At 36.3% G+C, this 15522-nt stretch carries 15 protein-coding genes; 14 read left to right on the forward strand and 1 reads right to left on the reverse strand.

All coding sequences use genetic code 11. The features are described 5' to 3' along the window. Positions 1-31 precede the first annotated feature (31 nt). The 12 genes from AC1M36_RS06745 (at position 32) to glcK (ending at position 13098) form a co-directional block, all read left to right on the forward strand. Entirely contained in the window at positions 32-1309 is a 1278-nt protein-coding gene (locus tag AC1M36_RS06745) for an MFS transporter (protein WP_479845669.1), read from the forward strand. A gap of 109 nt (positions 1310-1418) precedes the next feature. Then, a complete protein-coding gene (locus tag AC1M36_RS06750; RefSeq protein WP_336450109.1) occupies positions 1419-3524 on the forward strand; it encodes a peptidoglycan D,D-transpeptidase FtsI family protein in 2106 nt (701 codons plus the stop codon). 317 nt (positions 3525-3841) lie between these two features. Beyond that, entirely contained in the window at positions 3842-4759 is a 918-nt protein-coding gene (locus AC1M36_RS06755; RefSeq protein WP_336450108.1) for a PstS family phosphate ABC transporter substrate-binding protein, read from the forward strand. 27 nt (positions 4760-4786) lie between these two features. Continuing rightward, positions 4787-5737 (forward strand): phosphate ABC transporter permease subunit PstC, encoded by a 951-nt coding sequence (pstC, locus tag AC1M36_RS06760; protein WP_336450107.1) that lies wholly within the window; start codon positions 4787-4789, stop codon positions 5735-5737. 1 nt (position 5738) lies between these two features. Then, positions 5739-6605 (forward strand): phosphate ABC transporter permease PstA, encoded by an 867-nt coding sequence (gene pstA, locus AC1M36_RS06765; RefSeq protein ID WP_479845670.1) that lies wholly within the window; start codon positions 5739-5741, stop codon positions 6603-6605. Between the two features lie 21 nt (positions 6606-6626). Then, positions 6627-7442: a phosphate ABC transporter ATP-binding protein gene (gene pstB / locus AC1M36_RS06770; RefSeq protein WP_174098996.1), complete on the forward strand. Its 816-nt coding sequence runs from the start codon at positions 6627-6629 to the stop codon at positions 7440-7442. Positions 7443-7520: 78 nt separating this feature from the next. Next, a complete protein-coding gene (gene phoU, locus AC1M36_RS06775) occupies positions 7521-8177 on the forward strand; it encodes a phosphate signaling complex protein PhoU (RefSeq protein ID WP_336450105.1) in 657 nt (218 codons plus the stop codon). A 319-nt stretch (positions 8178-8496) separates the two neighbouring features. Then, a complete protein-coding gene (locus tag AC1M36_RS06780; RefSeq protein ID WP_336450104.1) occupies positions 8497-10851 on the forward strand; it encodes a sugar phosphate nucleotidyltransferase in 2355 nt (784 codons plus the stop codon). Positions 10852-10921: 70 nt separating this feature from the next. Next, positions 10922-11071 carry a 50S ribosomal protein L33 gene (rpmG, locus tag AC1M36_RS06785; protein ID WP_001265618.1) on the forward strand — a complete coding sequence of 50 codons (150 nt, stop codon included), beginning with the start codon at positions 10922-10924 and terminating at the stop codon, positions 11069-11071. 145 nt (positions 11072-11216) lie between these two features. Continuing rightward, entirely contained in the window at positions 11217-11795 is a 579-nt protein-coding gene (locus tag AC1M36_RS06790) for a 5-formyltetrahydrofolate cyclo-ligase (protein WP_336450103.1), read from the forward strand. 101 nt (positions 11796-11896) lie between these two features. Further along, positions 11897-12097 (forward strand): YqgQ family protein, encoded by a 201-nt coding sequence (locus tag AC1M36_RS06795; RefSeq protein WP_336450102.1) that lies wholly within the window; start codon positions 11897-11899, stop codon positions 12095-12097. A 20-nt stretch (positions 12098-12117) separates the two neighbouring features. Then, positions 12118-13098, forward strand: coding sequence for a glucokinase (gene glcK, locus AC1M36_RS06800; protein ID WP_336450101.1), 981 nt, complete (start codon positions 12118-12120; stop codon positions 13096-13098). Positions 13099-13380: 282 nt separating this feature from the next. Here glcK and AC1M36_RS06805 read toward each other — a convergent pair whose 3' ends face one another. After that, the gene (locus AC1M36_RS06805) at positions 13381-13554 is read right to left on the reverse strand and encodes a DUF2759 domain-containing protein (RefSeq protein ID WP_336450100.1); all 174 of its coding nucleotides are present in this window, start codon (positions 13552-13554) and stop codon (positions 13381-13383) included. Positions 13555-13723: 169 nt separating this feature from the next. Between AC1M36_RS06805 and AC1M36_RS06810 the strand changes: the two genes are divergently transcribed. Then, positions 13724-14353, forward strand: a complete 630-nt coding sequence (locus AC1M36_RS06810) for an MBL fold metallo-hydrolase (protein WP_336450099.1) — start codon at positions 13724-13726, stop codon at positions 14351-14353. Positions 14354-14361: 8 nt separating this feature from the next. Continuing rightward, positions 14362-15474 carry a class I SAM-dependent methyltransferase gene (locus AC1M36_RS06815; protein WP_336450098.1) on the forward strand — a complete coding sequence of 371 codons (1113 nt, stop codon included), beginning with the start codon at positions 14362-14364 and terminating at the stop codon, positions 15472-15474. The last annotated feature ends 48 nt before the right edge of the window (positions 15475-15522 follow it).

Genomic DNA, 15522 nt, shown 5'->3' on the forward strand with positions numbered 1-15522 from the left:
GACTAGAACATGAAGTAAAGGAGAGTTATGTATGAAGTGGAAACATGTAATTGGCGATGTCGAGGTGAATCGTGATTTAGTATTGTTACTTGTTATGGGGGGATTATACACGCTCGCGATTTCTTTATCCAACACGTTTGTTAACATTTATTTATGGAAACAAACACAAAATTATGTGAACCTTGGATTGTATAATTTAGCAAGCGTTGTATTGCAACCATTAACATTTCTTTTTGCAGGGAAATTGGCAAAGCGGATAGATCGTGCCATTTTACTGCGAATTGGTGTAGGAACATTAGCGGCTTTTTTTGTTGTTGTCTTACTCGCAGGAACACGTGCTTCACATTATATTTTATTACTTGGTGGTCTTCTAGGGATTGGTTATGGTTTTTATTGGCTGGCATTTAATTTGTTGACGTTTGAAATTACAGAGCCTGAAACACGTGATTTTTTTAATGGTTTTCTCGGTTTGTTAACATCCTTCTCTGGAATGATTGGGCCAATAGCAGCTGGGTATACGATTTCACGTATGGAGAAGTGGACTGGGTATACGGTTATCTTTTTTCTTTCATTAACTTTATTTGCAATTGCTGTTGTCATAAGTTTCTTTTTATCGAAAAGAGAATGTGAGGGACGCTATGAAATTGTTCAAGTTTTGAAAGAACGTAAAATCAATAAAAACTGGGGAAGGGTTACACGTGCACACTTTTTTCAAGGATTGAGAGAAGGAACGTTCGTTTTTGTTATTTCCGTATACGTCTATTTAGCATCAGGAAGTGAATTTGGGCTAGGGAAATATAGTTTAGTCAATTCAGCTGTTTCTTTTATATGCTACTATTTGGTTGCGCGTATATTAAGAAAGGAATGGAGAAAAAAAGCGATTTTACTTGGTGGAATTATTTTGTATATCGTCGTATTTTTAGTTATTTTTCACGTTACATATGTAAAACTACTCATTTATGCAGCATGTATCGCTATTGCTTACCCAATTCTACTTGTTCCATATGGTTCTATGACATATGATGTAATTGGAAGAGCAAAGCAAGCCAGAGAGTGGCGAGTTGAGTATATTGTTGTACGAGAGCTATGGCTGAATAGTGGGAGAATATGTTCTGTTTTAAGTTTCTTATGCGCAGTATCATTTTTTCCACCAGAAAAAAGCTTACCTGTTTTATTATGTATTCTTGGAGCTGGACATTTACTTATTTATTTTGCTGTTAGAAATGTCAAATATGGGGAAGAAAATCCAAATAAAACAAGGATTCCAGCACCTGAAACAACACAAAATCATACCGAACGAGAAGGTTAACTTCTTCTGGGTTTTATGCTAGAATAAAAGGACATGTGAAACAGCAGTGAGGACACCTGTAACTAGGTGTCCCTTTCCTATTACATAGCTGTTGGTAGAGGGGGTTCGTATGAGTAAAAAGAAGAAAAAAAAGAAGACCCACGTTCCGTTCCGGCTTAACGTGTTGTTTTTTTGTGTGTTTTTAATGTTTTCAGCGATCATTGTGAAGCTTGGAATGGTACAAATTGTACATGGTGAAGATTATAAAAATGAGGTTGAAAAAAAAGAAAACTCAACAGTAAGTAATCCGGTTCCACGCGGGAAAATCTTTGACAGATATGGTCGAGCTGTTGTGGATAATAATCCAGTTCGTACCATTACGTTTACAAGAATGAAGGGGTCAACTTCAGAAGAACGTTTAGAGACGGCGAAAAAATTAGCAAAGCTAATTGAAGTATCGCCAGATAAATTAACAGAACGGGATAAAAAAGATTATTGGCTTTCGTTACATGAAGATGAAGCGAAAGAAAAGATTACAAAGAAAGACCAAGCAGAATTTAAAGCAAAGAAAATTGATGATAAAGAAATTGCAGAGCGTCAGCGTAATCGTGTGACAGAGGCGGAAATCAATCAATTAACAGCGGAAGATTTAGAAATACTTGCAATTAAGAGTAAAATGGACGGCGGGTATGCAATGACGCCGCAAATCATAAAAAAAGATGTAACACCAGAAGAATATGCAATCATTAGTGAAAACTTAGCGTTGTTACCAGGTATAGATACGACAGTTGATTGGGATCGTAAATACACTTATGATGATATGTTCCGCAGTGTACTTGGTGGTGTGACAAGCTCAGATGAAGGGTTACCAAGAGAACGATTAGATTATTTCCTTGTACGAGATTATAATCGTAACGACCGCGTTGGTAAAAGTTATATTGAACAACAATATGAGGATACACTTCACGGTACAAAAGCAGAAGTGAGAAATATTACAGACAAAGATGGTAATATTTTAGAAACGATAAATGTATCTAAAGGGCAACGAGGCAATGACCTAAATTTAACAATTGATATGGAACTGCAAAAGCGTGTAGAAGAAATTCTTACAAAGAGTTTAAAACAATATGCAGGATCAGAGCCACTTTTAGATAGAGCATTTGTTGTGATGATGAATCCAAAAAATGGTGAAGTTTTATCTATGGCTGGAAAACAAATCGTAGAAGAAAATGGTACGAAAGAGATAAAAGACTACGCACTAGGAACGATGACAAGTGCGTATCCGATGGGTTCAACCGTGAAAGGTGCTACAGTACTAACGGGGTATCAAACAGGAGCAATTCAGCCTGGGGCAACGTTATTGGATGAACCGATTAAATTGAAAGGTACACCAGTAAAAGCTTCTTGGAAAACGATGGGTTATATTAATGACCTAACTGCCTTAAAAATGTCTTCTAACGTATACATGTTTAAAACAGCTATGAATATTGCTGGGGTACCATATGTTCGAGGTGGTACATTAGATATTAAGAAAAAAGCATTCGATGATATGCGTTATTATTTTGGACAATTTGGGCTTGGAGTGAAAACAGGAATTGATTTACCAAACGAAATATCTGGCCAGAGGGGATCAGGATCCCAACCAGGTTTCTTATTAGACTTATCGATTGGACAGTATGATACGTATACACCGCTTCAACTTGCGCAATATGTTTCAACAATTGCAAATGGTGGCTATCGTATGCAACCACAAATCGTTAAAGAAATTCGTCAACCAACATCTAAACCAGATGAAGTTGGAAAAGTGATTCAATCGATGGAACCGAAAGTGTTAAATCGTGTTGATATGCCTGAAGATCAAATCAAACGTGTTCAAGAAGGATTTAGACAAGTATTTAATGATTCAGGTGGTACTGGTGCAAAATACTTTAGTAATGCACCATATAAAGCTGCCGGGAAAACAGGAACAGCGCAAACATTTTATGGCGGTAATAAAGACATCGGAAGAAATGCAAAAGGCGAGCCTGTACCAACTTATAACTTAACATTAGTAGGTTATGCACCGCTTGATAACCCTGAAGTTGCATTCTCCGTTGTTGTTCCATGGGTACACAACGATAAGTCTGGAGTTAACGGAGATATCGGCCGTGCTATTACGGATGCTTACTTTGAATTGAAGAAACAAGAAATTACAGGGGAAGCACCTAAGGACGAAAAAAGTAAAAAAGAAGAATAAAAAATATGTAAATTTGGCACACTATCTCAAAAGATAGTGTGCTTTTTTTGTATTTTATGCATAGAGTATAGTAATTGTGGACAAGCATATCATATATGAAAAATGAGGTGCTGAAAAAATGAACTCTCTCATAGTATGACCGGTCATATATTTACTTTTGAGAAGAGAAGTGAAAATGAGAAAAGAGCATCGTATTCCTTCACATTAAGTTGAACTTTACAAAACTTTTACAAATTATTAAAACCGAATTAATAGTTCGGCAGTATTCTTATATCTGTAATCCTGTTACTTCGGGATACTTCTAGGAGGAACTACACGTGAAGTGGACAAGGAAATGTATCACGATTTTCGTAATATCGACATGCCTTACGTTTTCGTATGTGTCTACTACATCTGCTGCTAATGATGTGAGGGAAGTGAGAGTTGATGGATCCTCAACTGTATTTCCCATTATGGAAGCGATAGCGGAAGAGTACACAAAAAAAGATCCGCGTGTAAAAATTTCTATTAGTATATCTGGGACAGGGGGAGGATTTCATCGTTTTGGAAAAGGTGAAGTAGATATTAATAATGCTTCACGAAAGGTGAAACAAGTAGAAGAAGACTTTATGAGAAAAAACTCCGTCCAGTTTACACCATTTGAAATTGCTTATGATGGCCTTACAATTATTGTGAATCGTCAAAATACATGGGTAGATAATATGACAACAGAAGAATTACGTCTATTATGGAGCGAAAATGGAAAAACGAAACGATGGTCACATATTCATCCAGAGTGGCCACATGAAAAAGTGCAATTTTATGCGCCGGGTGTGGATTCTGGTACGTATGATTATTTTCAAAGTTCTATCTTGCAAAACAATCGTCTTGCAAAAACAGTTTCTTTATCTGAAGACGATCAAGTCATTATGCAAGGAGTAATGAATGATAAAAATGCAATTGCATTTGTGGGGTATGCGTATTATATGGCAAATCAGGATCAGGTAAAGGCCATAAAAGTAAATGGTGTACGACCAACGAAAGAAACCATTCAATCAGGTGCCTATAAGCCATTGTCAAGATCGCTATTTGCTTATGTAAATCATGCTTCTATTCGAAATAAAAGCAGTGTGGCAGAGTATGTGACATTTATGATGCAACATGCGGGCAGACTTGCTGAAGAAGTCGGATATGTTAAGTTGCCCTCACAAAAATATAATGAACAGCTGCGAATGTTAACAGAAATAAAAAGATAATGTCAGGGTGGAAAGGGGTTTTCATCTTTGGCTCGAAATGACAAAAGTCAAATTACATTTTCTGTGCAACATTTGATTGAAAGAAATACAATCAAAAGAAAAAAAACGCAGCGAATCAATCGAATGGTTCCGTTACTATTAATGGCAATTGCTAGCGTATCTATTATAACAACAATCGGAATTATTGTTACGTTAGCGAATGAAACGATTATGTTTTTTCATGAAATATCAATATATTCTTTTTTCACCGAAAAAGAATGGTTACCATTTTTTGCAGAGCCGAAGTTTGGGATACTTCCTCTCATATGTGGGACCGTACTTGTAACAACAATTGCTATGATAATAGCTATTCCAATTGGAATAGGATGTGCCATATTTTTAAATGAATATGCTTCACACTTTGTTAGAAAAGTGTTAAAGCCCATTTTAGAACTACTAGCAGGAATTCCTACAATTGTATATGGTTTTTTTGCTTTAACAATTGTCACACCAGCCCTACAGCGTATCATTCCAGATTTACAGTTTTTTAATGCGATTAGTCCAGGGGTTGTTATAGGGATTATGATGGTCCCAACAATTGCTTCTCTTTCTGAAGATGCAATGGGAGCTGTGTCTAAAGGAATAAAAGAAGCCTCACTTGGGCTAGGTGCCACACGTTTTGAAACTGTGCGAAAGGTTGTATTTCCAGCTGCGTTTACCGGTATTATGGCTGCGATTCTATTAGCGGCTTCACGTGCAATTGGTGAAACAATGATTGTGGTTATTGCTGGAGGTTCAACGCCCAATGTATCGATAGATCCGACGCACTCTATTCAAACGTTAACGGCTTATATTGTGCAAGTAAGTTTAGGTGATGCTCCCCATGGAACGATTACGTACTATAGCATGTATGCTGTAGGTGCGACATTACTTATGTTCACATTCATGATGAATATGATTTCACAGCAGATTATGCGCCGTTTTAGAAAGGCGATATAAGATGAGAATGCTGAATCATAAGAAAATAAAAAAAAATATGGCATCTCGTTTTTGGAAGGATCAAATATATAAGTCGATTTCTTATATGACAATGCTATTTTCTATTTGCATACTAATTGTATTGCTTTATCAAATATTTGAAAAAGGTGTAAGTTATCTTTCAATAGATTTTTTTATGAACTTTGCTTCGCGTAATCCAAAGCAAGCTGGTATTGCCGCTGCATTGTCAGGAACAATTTTATTTATGAGTATAGTAGTGCCAGTTTCCTTTGTATTTGGGGTAGGGACAGCTCTTTATTTAGAACATTATGCAAAGCACTCTGTATTCACAAGGGTCATAGAATTAAATATTCAAACATTAGCGGGTGTGCCATCTGTTGTGTTTGGATTGCTTGGTTTAACCATCTTTGTATATGGTCTTCAGTTAGGGGAGAGTATCGTAACAGCAGCATTTACAATGAGTCTTCTTGTATTACCAACTGTTGTTGTGTCGAGTCAAGAAGCAATTCGTATGGTACCGAGTTCTCTGCTAGAAGCTTCGTATGGCGTTGGTGCTACCAAATGGCAAACGATGTATCAGATTGTATTGCCAACTGCCTTGCCAGGAATTTTAACGGGATGTGTTTTGGCGTTATCGAGGGCAATTGGAGAGGCGGCACCACTATTAGTCATTGGAGCGCTCGCTTTTGCTAATTATATCCCATTTAACATGTTTGATAGATTTACAGTTTTACCGATTCAAATTTTTAATTGGATGAGTAGACCGCAAGAGGAGTTTCAGCATGTAGCAGCAGCCGGTATGATTGTTTTATTAGGATTGTTGCTCATTATGAATGTGGTTGTCTTATGGTTACGAAATCGTAAGTAGTGGATGAAAGGGGAATTCAAGATGGTAGCAACAGTAGTAAATGTACAGGTGAAAAATGAAACGAAAATTGAGTCAGCAACGAAGAAAGTTGTATTTGATACAAAAAATTTAAACTTATGGTATGGAGAAGATCATGCATTAAAAGATGTGAATTTAAGTATTCATGAGAATGAAGTAACGGCAATTATTGGACCGAGTGGTTGCGGGAAATCAACATATTTAAAAACGTTAAACCGTATGGTAGAGCTAGTACCGATCGTTCGTACGACGGGAGTAATTGAATATCGTGATCGAAATATTTTTGATAAGTCATATCCTGTTGAAGAATTACGCACACATGTTGGAATGGTATTCCAAAAGCCGAATCCATTTCCGAAATCTATCTATGAAAATGTGGCTTATGGTCCAAAAATCCATGGTATTCGTGATAAGAAAACACTTGATGCAATTGTTGAAAAAAGTTTACGTGGTGCGGCGATTTGGGATGAATTAAAAGATAGATTGCACGATAATGCATATGGTTTGTCGGGTGGCCAACAACAGCGTTTATGTATTGCTCGTTGTTTAGCGATTGAGCCGGATGTAATCTTAATGGATGAACCAACATCAGCATTGGATCCGATTTCTACATTAAAAGTTGAAGAATTAATTCAAGAGTTAAAGAAAGATTTTAGTATTGTCATTGTAACGCATAATATGCAACAAGCTGCACGTATCTCCGATAAGACAGCTTTCTTCCTAAGCGGTGAGGTTGTTGAATATACAGATACAAATAAATTATTTACGACCCCTACAGATAAGCGAACAGAAGATTATATTACAGGACGATTTGGTTAATATTTTTGGGAGTAAAGCCCCTCTTACAAGGGGCTTTTATTACTTTATATATACGCAACAGCTAAAGGGGGAAACAACGTGGTAAGGGAGCAATTTCATTATGACTTACAAACATTACAACAAAAGGTGATTGAACTTGGAGAATTGGCAAGAGAAGCTCTTTTTCGTTCTATGGAAGGACTTCGAAAGAGAGATGTAGAGACAGCGTTAGAGGTCATTGATGGTGATTACCGTATGGATAATTTAGAAGAAGAAATTAATGACCTTGCACTTATGTTAATTACAAAGCAGCAACCTGTTGCGAGTGATTTACGACGAATTTTTGTTTCGATTAAAACGGCAACAGATTTAGAGCGTATTGCAGATCATGCTGTAAATATTGCGAAATCAACAATTCGGCTTGGAGAAAAAGATGTATCTGTCAACTTACAGAGTTTAGAGCAAATGTTTACGATTGCCGCAAATATGTTAAAGTTATCGTTAGAAGCATATCAAGAAGAAAATTTAACCTCTGCAAAACAAATTGCAGAGATGGATGATTCTGTTGATGAAATATACGGGAGAGCGATTCGTGAGTTTATTTCATCTATACCTGAACATCCTGAAGCGATTACGCAAATTACACAATTATCTTTTATTGCACGTTACATTGAACGTGTAGCAGATCACATTACGAATATTGCCGAGAATGTTTTTTATTTAGTGAAAGGGAAACATTATTTGTTAAATGAATAAGAAGAAAATGCGAGCAAGTGATAAAATATCACTTGCTTTTTTTGTCAAAACATGACAAAAAAAGCTCGTTGTTTTGTTTTATCTATGATGATAAGATGTATCATAATATGGAAAAATAAAACAATATAAAAAAATTGGTGAAGGGGCGGACAACTGTTACTAGTTGAATTTTAGTAGTATGTTTTTCTTTTATTAAACCCTAAAGTAAGCGCTTACCTTAGGGCGTAGTGAAGTAAGTGAAAAGGTTAATTTCTACATAAGTGACATACATATGATATACAAGGTCGTTCAACATTATAAAAGTGGAGGATGAATGTATATGAAGGGGGTTATTTTAGCTGGAGGAAAAGGAAGGCGTCTTAGGCCATTAACATGTAATTTTCCAAAGCCAATGCTACCATTACTTGAAAAACCAGTGATGGAATACAATATTGAGTTACTAAAGCGTCATGGCATTCATGAGATTGCAATTACAGTTCAATATATGAGCGTGGCTATCAAGCGATATTTTGGTGATGGAAGTAAATGGGGAGTAAAGTTGCATTATTTCGAAGATTCACCACCACTTGGTACGGCAGGGAGCATTAAACAAGCAGAAGCGTTTTTAGATGAGCCATTTGTTGTAATTAGTGGGGATGCATTGACGGATTTTAATTTGTCGAAAGGAATTGAATTTCATAAGTGTAAGAATAGGTTGGTCACGATGTTCGTGAAAGAAGTGGAAAACCCACTGTCATTTGGTTCAGTCATTATGAATAGAAAGCAGGAAATTATACGTTATATGGAAAAACCGAGTTGGAGTGAAGTGATTTCCAATACTGTAAATACAGGAATTTATATTATGGACCCTCAAATTTTTTCTTATATTCCAACAACTCAGTTTTTTGACTTTAGTCAGCATGTATTTCCTCAGTTAGAAAATAAAAAAGTGCTCTTTGGCTACGAAGCGGACGGTTACTGGTTAGATATTGGTACGTTAGAACAATATCGACAGGCGCAGTTTGATTTACTAACAAAGAAAGTACAGGTCCCGATTTCTTATACGGAAGTACTACCGATGGTTTGGATGGGAGAAGGAGTAACGATTGAAAAGGGAACTAAAATACATGGGCCGTCTTTCATCGGGGCAGGGGTAACGATTGGAACAGGGGCGATAATTGAGCCGTATGCAATTATTGGTAAGCGCAGTACTATATCAGATTATACGCATTTTCAAAAAAGTATTGTTCTTGCTCATACGTATGTAGGAAAACGTTGTGAGTTATTAGAAGCGACCGTTGGAGAAAATACAACGATCAAAGATGATGTTACTTTATTTGAGAAAAGTGTGGTAGCAGACCATTGCCAAATTGGGAAAAACACAGTGATACAACAAAACGGAAAACTATGGCCGGGTAAAGTGATTGATAGTCATTCTATCATTGGTTCGTCAGGAATTACTGAAAATGAAAAAACATCAGGTTGGTTACAAAAAAGCAGAGTAGTAGGTAGAGGGAATATAGAAATGACACCTCAAGTTGCTGTAAAAGTTGCAATGGCATATGGTTCTCTTTTTTCAAAAGGGGAGCATATATTGGTTGGCGGATATGCGGATGTAGAAGTTGATATTTTTAAAAAGTTATTTCTACATGCGATCCATGGTGTTGGTTTGTACACGATGGAATGTCAAGAAATGAATGATTCGGCTTTTCAATATGCAATTCATGAACTAGGATGTGCAGGGGGCGTTTTTATTCGCTTTGAACAAGAAGAAGGAATTGTTATGCAACTATATGGGAAAGGTGGTATACAGTTATCATATAAACAACAAAAAGAACTGGAACACTTGTATGCGTCAGAAGCATTTCGTTATGTGTATAATAAAGATATAGGACGAAATGAAACGATACATGTTTGTTTAGAGAAATATGTTGAATCTGTCTTAGCGCATTTAGATATCGAAACGATAAGAAAGCAAACATTTCACCTTCTTATTAATAAAAGAGATGAAATGATTCAGCCTCTACTTATATCCTTCTTGAAAAAACTTGGTTGTACGATTACGTGGATTTATGCTAATGAGCAAAAAGAGCATATTAAATCGTTAATGAAATCTAGTCGGGCTCATATGGGCCTTATGTTTTATGAACACGGAAATAAATTTGAATTATATGATAGTCATGGTGGGATTTACCAAAGTGCAAAATATGAAGAAATCGATGTGCCCAATTTATTATTTGAGACAACAGAAAATGTTTATCCATTATCGTTAAAATTAGGAGAGTGCTACCTTCTATTTTATATGTATAGTAAACAAAGTGAGTTTCAGATGAGATGGCAACAAGATACTTTATATCGTATTGGAAAATTATTTGAACTAATTGCTAGGCAAGGAAACACTTTGTCAATGATGTTAGAGCAATCACCACCCCTTTACTTATTGTGTGATGAAGTTGTTTGTTCATGGAAAGAGAAAGGGAAAGTAATGGGAATGTTATTGCAAGATATGGAAAAAAGGGAGTTCGAAGTATTAGAGGGAATTCAGTTTAAATATACAGAAAAAGAGTGGTCTTATATTGTTTCTGATGCAAAACATCCAAAATTTCTTGTGTACTCACATGCGAGAAACCCAGTAATAGCAAAGGAAAATATGCAAACTCTTATAGAAAAAATTAGACAATATCAAAAGGTGTAGAATTTTTATTTTAAAAGTGGTATTATAGTATAGTCTGATTTAAGTTATTAGTGACTGGAGGGAAATAAGAATGCGTGTGAATATTACTCTAGCATGTACAGAATGCGGAGATCGTAACTATATCTCAAAGAAAAATAAACGTAACAACACGGAGCGCCTTGAGCTTAAAAAGTATTGCAAGCGTGACAAGAAGTCTACGTTACACCGTGAAACAAAGTAAGCAGTAGGAATATTTCCTACTGTTTCTTTTTTTACTATGGTGACATTCCTTATTGAAAAGTGATGCTACATGAAAAGAATGATAAACTGTTCATCAGAACGTAATTCATTTTATGATTATAATCATCTTATAGGGGGAAAAGCTTGTGAAAGAGGAGAAGGTACGTTTACGGAAGAAAATAGTAGAACAAATGAATGCTTTATCGAAAGAGCAGCACAAAACTTTATCAGAACAAATTGTATTTTCTTTATATGAACAAAAAGAGTGGAGAGACGCGCAAACAATAGGGATTACTCTTTCGATGGAACATGAAGTTAATACATACGTTATTATTGAACAAGCATGGCGAGAAGGTAAAAAAGTTGTTGTACCAAAGTGTAATAGAGAGACAAGAACAATGACTTTTCGGCAAATTACAAATTTCGATCAATTAGAAACAGTATATATGAGCTTACGTGAACCGATACCAGCGTTAACAGTAGAAATAGAGGCAAATGAAATTGATCTTCTGTTTGTGCCTGGAGTTGCGTATACAAGACGAGGAGAACGTATTGGGTACGGTGGTGGCTATTATGATCGTTATTTGCTGCAGTATAAAGGGAAAACGCTATCATTAGCGTTTGGTTTTCAAATTGTTAATTATATCCCAACAGAGCCATTTGATCAAAATGTACAAAAAATTATTACAGAAAAAGAAACAATTGGTCAAAATGGACTTGTATAGACAAATAAAAATTGACGAGGCTTTTTCTTGTTGATTATAATAAAATATGTGAACGTTTTCTTATTATATTTCCATAATAAGTGGACATAGAGGGTGATAAAATGATATCGATTTATGATATTCAGCAATTGCTAAAAAAATTTGGAACAATCATTTACACAGGTGATCGAATTGCTGATTTACAATTGATGCAAGATGAATTGCGTGAATTAAATCAATCACAGTTGATTGAGTCAAAAGACTATCAAACAGCTTTATTTTTATTGAAGCAAGAGATTCAAAAAGAGATAAGCAAGAATTAGATAAAGGTAGGTTAGCAAAAATGGAAGAAAAGTGGTTAGTTGGTGTTGACCTTGGCGGGACAACGATTAAATTAGCATTTATTAATGTGTACGGTGAAATTTTACATAAGTGGGAAATTCCGACGAATACAAGTGAACAAGGAAAACATATTACATTAGATGTAGCGAAAGCAATTGATAAAAAGTTAGAGGAACTAGGAGAATTAAAGAGTAAGTTAATTGGTATCGGTATGGGAGCTCCTGGGCCTGTGCATGTTGCTTCTGGTATGATTTATGAAGCGGTTAATTTAGGATGGAAAAACTATCCATTAAAAGATTTATTAGAAGTAGAAACAGGATTACCTGTTGTGGTTGATAATGATGCAAACTTAGCAGCACTTGGTGAAATGTGGAAAGGTGCTGGTGAAGGAGCGAAAGATTTAGTTTGTATGACGCTTGGAACTGGTGTTGGCGGCGGTGTGATTGCGAACGGTGAGATTGTACACGGTGTAAGTGGTGCTGCTGGTGAAATTGGTCATATTACAGTTGTAACAGAAAATGCATTTCCTTGTAACTGCGGAAAATCTGGATGTTTAGAAACGGTAGCTTCAGCAACAGGTATTGTACGTGTTGCTATGCAAAAATTACAAAATACAGATGAACCAAGTGTGCTGCGTTCCATGTTAGAAGAAGAGGGACGCATTACATCTAAAGATGTGTTTGAAGCGCTTGGTCAAGGTGACGCTTTAGCGGCACAAATTGTAGAAAAGGTAGCTTCTTATTTAGGGCTAGCTGTAGCAAACCTTTCTAGTACGTTAAATCCAGAAAAGATTGTAATTGGCGGTGGTGTGTCTAAAGCTGGTGATGCATTATTACAACCAATTCAGCGCTATTTTGAACAGTATGCATTTTCACGCGCTGTTAAGAGCACAAAGCTCGCGATTGCAACGCTTGGTAATGATGCTGGTGTAATCGGCGGAGCTTGGCTTGTGAAGAAGCATAAATATGAAGTTATGAAGTAAGAGGGTAATCAGTGAGGACGAATCGACATTAAGGCGGGACTACTGATACTTGCGTGATAATGAGAAGAGGAAGGGAGATCCCTTCCTCTTTTTATCCCGCACTAACGGGCAGTAATACTCTCACCTTAAAATTCGGCGGGAGCAAAGAAGTTAGGTGGGAGATAAACTGCCCGTAACGGCTCGATTGGTTCAACTAATAATCAGTGGGGGATGAAGAAAACCCCCACTGATTAAAGTTTCACTTTATGCAAAATCTTGATGAAGAATAGAACTGTAAGTGAATTAAGCAGCAGGTGGGTACCCGCTATTAAGGACAGTCATAATTGTAAACCATCCGAAAACAAGTACGGTTGCAATAGCAAAGCCGCCCGCAAGTAGATTTTTTTCACGTAATGTTCTAAGGGTTGCGAATACAGCTAACAGAGTGACTAACGCAAAAATGATAACAAGACCCATATATGATCCCCCTCTGCTCTCTCATTCTTTCGTTTGAGTTTTTGCAATATTTCTTCTTTTTTATTGTACATGTTTTAGAAATGATTGTCGAGATAGCATCGTTTCTTTTCCTAAGGGAAAGAAATGTTGTATCATAAAAGTAAGTTCAACAACTGGAGGAGATTTAAACATGAAATGGATACAAATGCCGTTAGGGCCATTACAAACAAATGCATATATTTTAAGCAATGATCAAAAAGAATGTATTATTTTTGATCCAGGTAGTGAAGGAGAGAAGCTTGTAACGTATTTGCAAGAAGAACAATTAAAACCATTAGCGGTTTTATTAACACATGCTCATTTCGATCATATTGGTGCAGTTGATACTGTGAGAGATGCTTTTCATATTCCGGTGTATGTACATAAAGAGGAAGCGGATTGGCTAGGTGATGGGAATATCAATGGTTCGCAAATCTTTATGATGAATCGAAGTATTACAGCGAAACCAGCTGATCAAATAATTGAAGGAGAAGGAATGTTAACAATTGGGTCCTTTACATTTGAAATGTTTGAGACACCAGGACATTCTCCAGGCAGTATCTCATATTACTGTAAAGCGGCAAATGCTGTATTTTCAGGAGATGTATTATTCCAAATGAGTATTGGTCGAACAGATTTACCGGGAGGAAGTTTTGCAGAATTAATTGGAAGTATTGAAGGAAAATTATTTATACTGCCAGATGAAACAGCAGTATTATGCGGACATGGACCGGAAACAAATATTGGTTTCGAAAAAGAAAATAATCCATTTTTACAATAAGGAGCCTTATGGGGATGGAGTTCGTTTTAAGAAAATGGATGGAGAAAGAAAAGGATTATTCGATTTCATATAGTACATACATGAACCTTGCGCTATATAATGAGGAGTATGGATACTATATGAAAGAACGTGAGAAGATTGGAAGGAATGGTGACTTTTTTACAAGTAGTAATATTTCTTCTGTATTTGCAAAGACATTCGCACGTTTTTTTATTCGTCTTGCCCAAAATGGAGAAATCCCTCCAAATATCTGTGAAATTGGTGGGGGAACAGGAAGATTTGCCTATGCCGTTTTACAAGAATGGAAGCAGTTCTCTCCGGAGACTTTTGCAGATTTACAGTATTCTATTATTGAAGTGAGTCCTTTCCATAGAAAGTTACAAAAACGTCAACTGGGTTCATTTCAAAATGTTTCGCTGTATAAATCTTATGAGAAGTTAGGTGAGTCTTTTACAGGAGTTGTTTTTTCAAATGAATTGTTTGATGCATTTCCTGTTAAAGTGGTTGAGAGGCGAGATGGTCATTTGTATGAAGTACGGATTACGTATACAGATGAAGGAAGGCTTGCTGAAGTATTAAGACCGATAGAAGGAAGAATAAGTAGTTACCTCCGGAGACGTCATATTCAGCTTTTTGAAAGGCAGCGATTTGAAGTACCAATAGCAATGGAAAACTATGTGCAAGAAATTGCTAGATGGCTTAAGAAAGGCTTATTCATCACGGTAGATTATGGATATACAATGGCGGAGTGGATGCACCCTGCGCACCATGAAGGGAGTCTAAGAGGGTATTATAACCATAGGCTTATTCGAAACCCGCTCGAGTATCCAGGTGAAATGGATATAACAACACATATTCATTGGGATGAATTGAAGGAAATAGGAGAAGAGAATGCTTTACATACGGTGTGGCATACAAAACAGAGGGAGTTCTTACTTGCAGCAGGTATATTAGAACAACTTGCTAGTCATCAAGATTCCGATCCTTTTTCTGAGAAACAGAAACAAAACAGAGCGATTCGTTCTATGATTTTACATGGAGGGATGAGCGATGCTTTTGATGTTGTTATGCAAAAAAAAGGAATATCACATTTTGATGTAAAGAAGTATTTACATATGTAGAAACAAACAAGACACAGAATAGTTCTGCGTCTTGTTTGTTTGATACGA

Source organism: Bacillus sp. Medicinal_06 (assembly GCF_056711665.1).

Bases quoted from the DNA above. Each gene is read 5' to 3' on its own strand.
- AC1M36_RS06745 (WP_479845669.1), top strand. From the start codon at position 32: ATGAAGTGGAAACATGTAATTGGCGATGTCGAGGTGAATCGTGATTTA.
- AC1M36_RS06750 (WP_336450109.1), top strand. From the start codon at position 1,419: ATGAGTAAAAAGAAGAAAAAAAAGAAGACCCACGTTCCGTTCCGGCTT.
- pstA (WP_479845670.1), top strand. From the start codon at position 5,739: ATGAGAATGCTGAATCATAAGAAAATAAAAAAAAATATGGCATCTCGT.
- pstB (WP_174098996.1), top strand. From the start codon at position 6,627: ATGGTAGCAACAGTAGTAAATGTACAGGTGAAAAATGAAACGAAAATT.
- AC1M36_RS06780 (WP_336450104.1), top strand. From the start codon at position 8,497: ATGAAGGGGGTTATTTTAGCTGGAGGAAAAGGAAGGCGTCTTAGGCCA.
- rpmG (WP_001265618.1), top strand. From the start codon at position 10,922: ATGCGTGTGAATATTACTCTAGCATGTACAGAATGCGGAGATCGTAAC.
- AC1M36_RS06795 (WP_336450102.1), top strand. From the start codon at position 11,897: ATGATATCGATTTATGATATTCAGCAATTGCTAAAAAAATTTGGAACA.
- glcK (WP_336450101.1), top strand. From the start codon at position 12,118: ATGGAAGAAAAGTGGTTAGTTGGTGTTGACCTTGGCGGGACAACGATT.
- AC1M36_RS06805 (WP_336450100.1), bottom strand. From the start codon at position 13,554: ATGGGTCTTGTTATCATTTTTGCGTTAGTCACTCTGTTAGCTGTATTC.
- AC1M36_RS06810 (WP_336450099.1), top strand. From the start codon at position 13,724: ATGAAATGGATACAAATGCCGTTAGGGCCATTACAAACAAATGCATAT.
- AC1M36_RS06815 (WP_336450098.1), top strand. From the start codon at position 14,362: ATGGGGATGGAGTTCGTTTTAAGAAAATGGATGGAGAAAGAAAAGGAT.